4 protein-coding genes are annotated in these 2,754 nt (G+C 75.6%); 3 read left to right on the top strand and 1 reads right to left on the bottom strand.

Annotated features, from left to right (window positions below; genetic code table 11):
• Positions 1-549 (top strand): hypothetical protein (locus tag E2C05_RS33645; RefSeq protein WP_205083199.1); only part of this gene is annotated, 549 nt, incomplete at its 5' end.
• Between the two features lie 194 nt (positions 550-743).
• Here the strand turns inward: E2C05_RS33645 and E2C05_RS30840 are convergent.
• A complete protein-coding gene (locus tag E2C05_RS30840; protein WP_133223432.1) occupies positions 744-2,024 on the bottom strand; it encodes a M20 family metallo-hydrolase in 1,281 nt (426 codons plus the stop codon).
• Positions 2,025-2,132: 108 nt separating this feature from the next.
• Between E2C05_RS30840 and uraH the strand changes: the two genes are divergently transcribed.
• Together uraH and E2C05_RS30830 are read left to right on the top strand one after the other, a co-directional pair.
• A complete protein-coding gene (uraH, locus tag E2C05_RS30835; protein WP_133223431.1) occupies positions 2,133-2,489 on the top strand; it encodes a hydroxyisourate hydrolase in 357 nt (118 codons plus the stop codon).
• A 35-nt stretch (positions 2,490-2,524) separates the two neighbouring features.
• Positions 2,525-2,754 (top strand): hypothetical protein (locus tag E2C05_RS30830; protein ID WP_133223430.1); only part of this gene is annotated, 230 nt, incomplete at its 3' end.

Genomic DNA, 2,754 nt, shown 5'->3' with positions numbered 1-2,754 from the left:
CGCCCGGCCCTGGGCGCCGCCGCGGCGCTGGCCGGGGTGCAGGCGCTGCTGGTCGCGGCCGCGCCGGCACTGCCGCCGCTGCCCGGGCTGGCCGGCCTGGCGGAGCTGCAGGGACGGCCGAACCTGACCTGCGACTGGCGGGTGCTCGGCCCCTCCCTGCCCGCGACGGGGACGCCGCGCCTGCTGCTGCTGGGCAACACGGATGGCTTCAACCCGGTGCAGGTGAACCACGCCGCGCATCGCCTGGGCCGCCGGATCCGCTGGGAGGAGTTGCGGAGCGTGCCCGACCCGGCGGCGCTGCGGGCGGCGCTGGACCGCGCCGACCTGGTGCTGCTGCTGGTGGCCGGCCAGCCGGAGGCGCTGCCGCCCGGCCTCTACCACCCGCCGTCGCAGCCGCCGGTCCTGGCGCTGCCGGCCGATCCGGCGGCGCTCTCCCCGGGGCTGCAGGATGCCGGGGAGGTGGCGGCGCCGGGCGCCGGCGGCTGCCGCGCCCGGGTCTTCAGCCGGATCGCGGCCCCGGGGCAGGCGGCGACCGACCCGGCGGGCTGACGACCGCGGCCCGCGGCACCGGGCACGCCGCCGGCCCCGCACCCGATGGCCAGGCGGGGCGCGCCCGGTCAGGCGGCCAGGCGGGCCGACCTAGCGCAGATCCCGCTCGGGAGGACGCATCTGCGCGGGTGAAGATGCTCGTGGATCCAAATGGCTGGAGCGGTTGCCCTGCGCCTTGGCGAACGGCAACCGCTTCAGCCGCTCGCCAGCTCCCACAGCACCTGCGCCAGCACCCGCGCGCCGCGGGCCAGCTGCTCGGGCGAGGAATACTCCGCCGGGTTGTGGCTGATGCCGCGGCGGCTGGGGACGAAGATCATGCCGGTCGGGCAGAGCGGCACCATGAACTGCGCGTCGTGGAAGGCGCCGGAGGGCATGCGCCGCGCGCCCAGCCCCTGCGCCGCCGCGGCGCGGGCCACCGCCTCCGTCACCTCGGGCGCGAATTCCACCGGCAGGGCGTGGAAGCGCTCGGTCACCGTCACGTCGCAATTCCGCACCGCGGCGCGGATCGTCGCGTCGATGGCGTCGCCGCGCTGCAGCAGCACCGCCTTGTCCGGGTGGCGGAAGTCGATGGTGAAGCGCACCGTCTCGGCGACGCTGTTGGAGCTGTTGGGGGCGACCTCGATCCGCGCCACGGTGAAGCGCAGCACGTCGGTCGGGTCCTCCATCAGCGCGTTCAGCGCGGTGATGGCGCGGACCATGTCCTGCACCGCGTCGCGCCGCAGGGAGACGGGGGCGGTGCCGGCATGCGCGCTCTCGCCGGTCAGCTCCACCAGGAACCAGCGGCTGCCCTGGATGCCGGTGACGATGCCGATGTCGAGCCCCTCGCGCTCCAGCACCGGCCCCTGCTCGATATGCGCCTCGACATAGGCATGCGGCGCCGGGCCCTCGACCACGCCGAGCGGGCGGCGCGGCAGGTCGGCTTCCAGCCGCAGGTGTTCCCGCAGCGCGTCGCCGAAGCGGATGCCGTCGCCATCCGTCACCGCGTCCCAGCTGCCGGCCGGCTTGAAGCCGGCATAGGCCATGCTGCCCATGCAGCCCGGAGCGAAGCGGCCGCCTTCCTCATTGGTCCAGGCGACGATCTCGATCGGCCGGCGGGTGCGCTGCCCCGCCTCGTGCAGCGCCTGCACCGCCTCCAGCGCCGCGACCACGCCCCAGATGCCGTCGAAGCGGCCGCCGGCCGGCTGGCTGTCCATGTGGCTGCCGGCCAGCACCGGGGCGAGGCCCCGCTCCGTCCCCTCCCGCCGGAGGAAGAGGTTGCCCAGCGGGTCCACCGAGGCGGCGAGGCCGATCGCCTGGCCCCAGCCGATGAGCAGCCGCCGCGCCTCCCGGTCCAGCGGCGTCAGGCAGGGGCGGTTCACGCCCGGCGACCCATCGGCGCCGGCGAAGGCGCCGATCCGCGCCAAGGCCATCAGCCGGTCCCATTGCCGCGCCTCGCTGACCGCCGCCACCGCGTTCGGCGCCACCACCGTGCCCATCCCGACACTCCCCCATTGCTTGCCGCCGCTGAAGCGCGCGCGGGCCGGGGCCGTCAAGGACCCCGCGACCGCGCCATGATAGGACGCGAAGGACGGAGGGACCCCGCCATGGCACATGACAGCTACCTGAGCACCCACATCCTTGACACCGCCCGCGGCCGGCCCGGCGCCGGGGTGACGGTCGAGCTCTGGCGCCTGGCGCCGGAGCCGGCGCATGTCGTCACCACCGTCACCAACGCCGATGGCCGCGCCAGCCAGCCGCTGCTGCCGGAAGCCGGCTTCGTCCCCGGCTGCTACGAGCTGCGCTTCCATGTCGGCGCCTATTTCGCCGATACCGGCCTGACCCAGGACCCGCCCTATCTCGATGTCGTGCCGGTGCGGGTCACCCTGCAGGCCGGGCAGGGGCACTACCACGTGCCGCTGAACTGCTCCCCCTATGGCTACACAACCTACCGGGGGTCGTGACGTTCTCGCCTCTCCCCTGGCAGGAGAGGTGATCGATGCAGGACGCCCGGTTCGAACAGGCCATCCGGGACGGCGACGCGGCCATGGTCGAGGACCGGCTGCGGGCCGAGCCGGGCCTGGCGGCCCCGGCCGAGGCGGGGGAATGCGACCCGGTGGCGCTGGCCGCATCGCATGGCCGGGTGGAGGTGCTGCGGCTGCTGGTCGAGCTTGGCGGGCTGGCCGGCCCGCCGGAGCCCGGCCCGGCGGGGCTGCCGGCCGGGTCGGC

Origin of the sequence: Paracraurococcus ruber (assembly GCF_004353985.1) — a bacterium.
GTDB classification, from domain to species: domain Bacteria; phylum Pseudomonadota; class Alphaproteobacteria; order Acetobacterales; family Acetobacteraceae; genus Paracraurococcus; species Paracraurococcus ruber.
The sequence above is the reverse complement of the archived record's forward strand: the minus strand, read 5'-3'. Positions and strand labels throughout refer to the sequence as shown.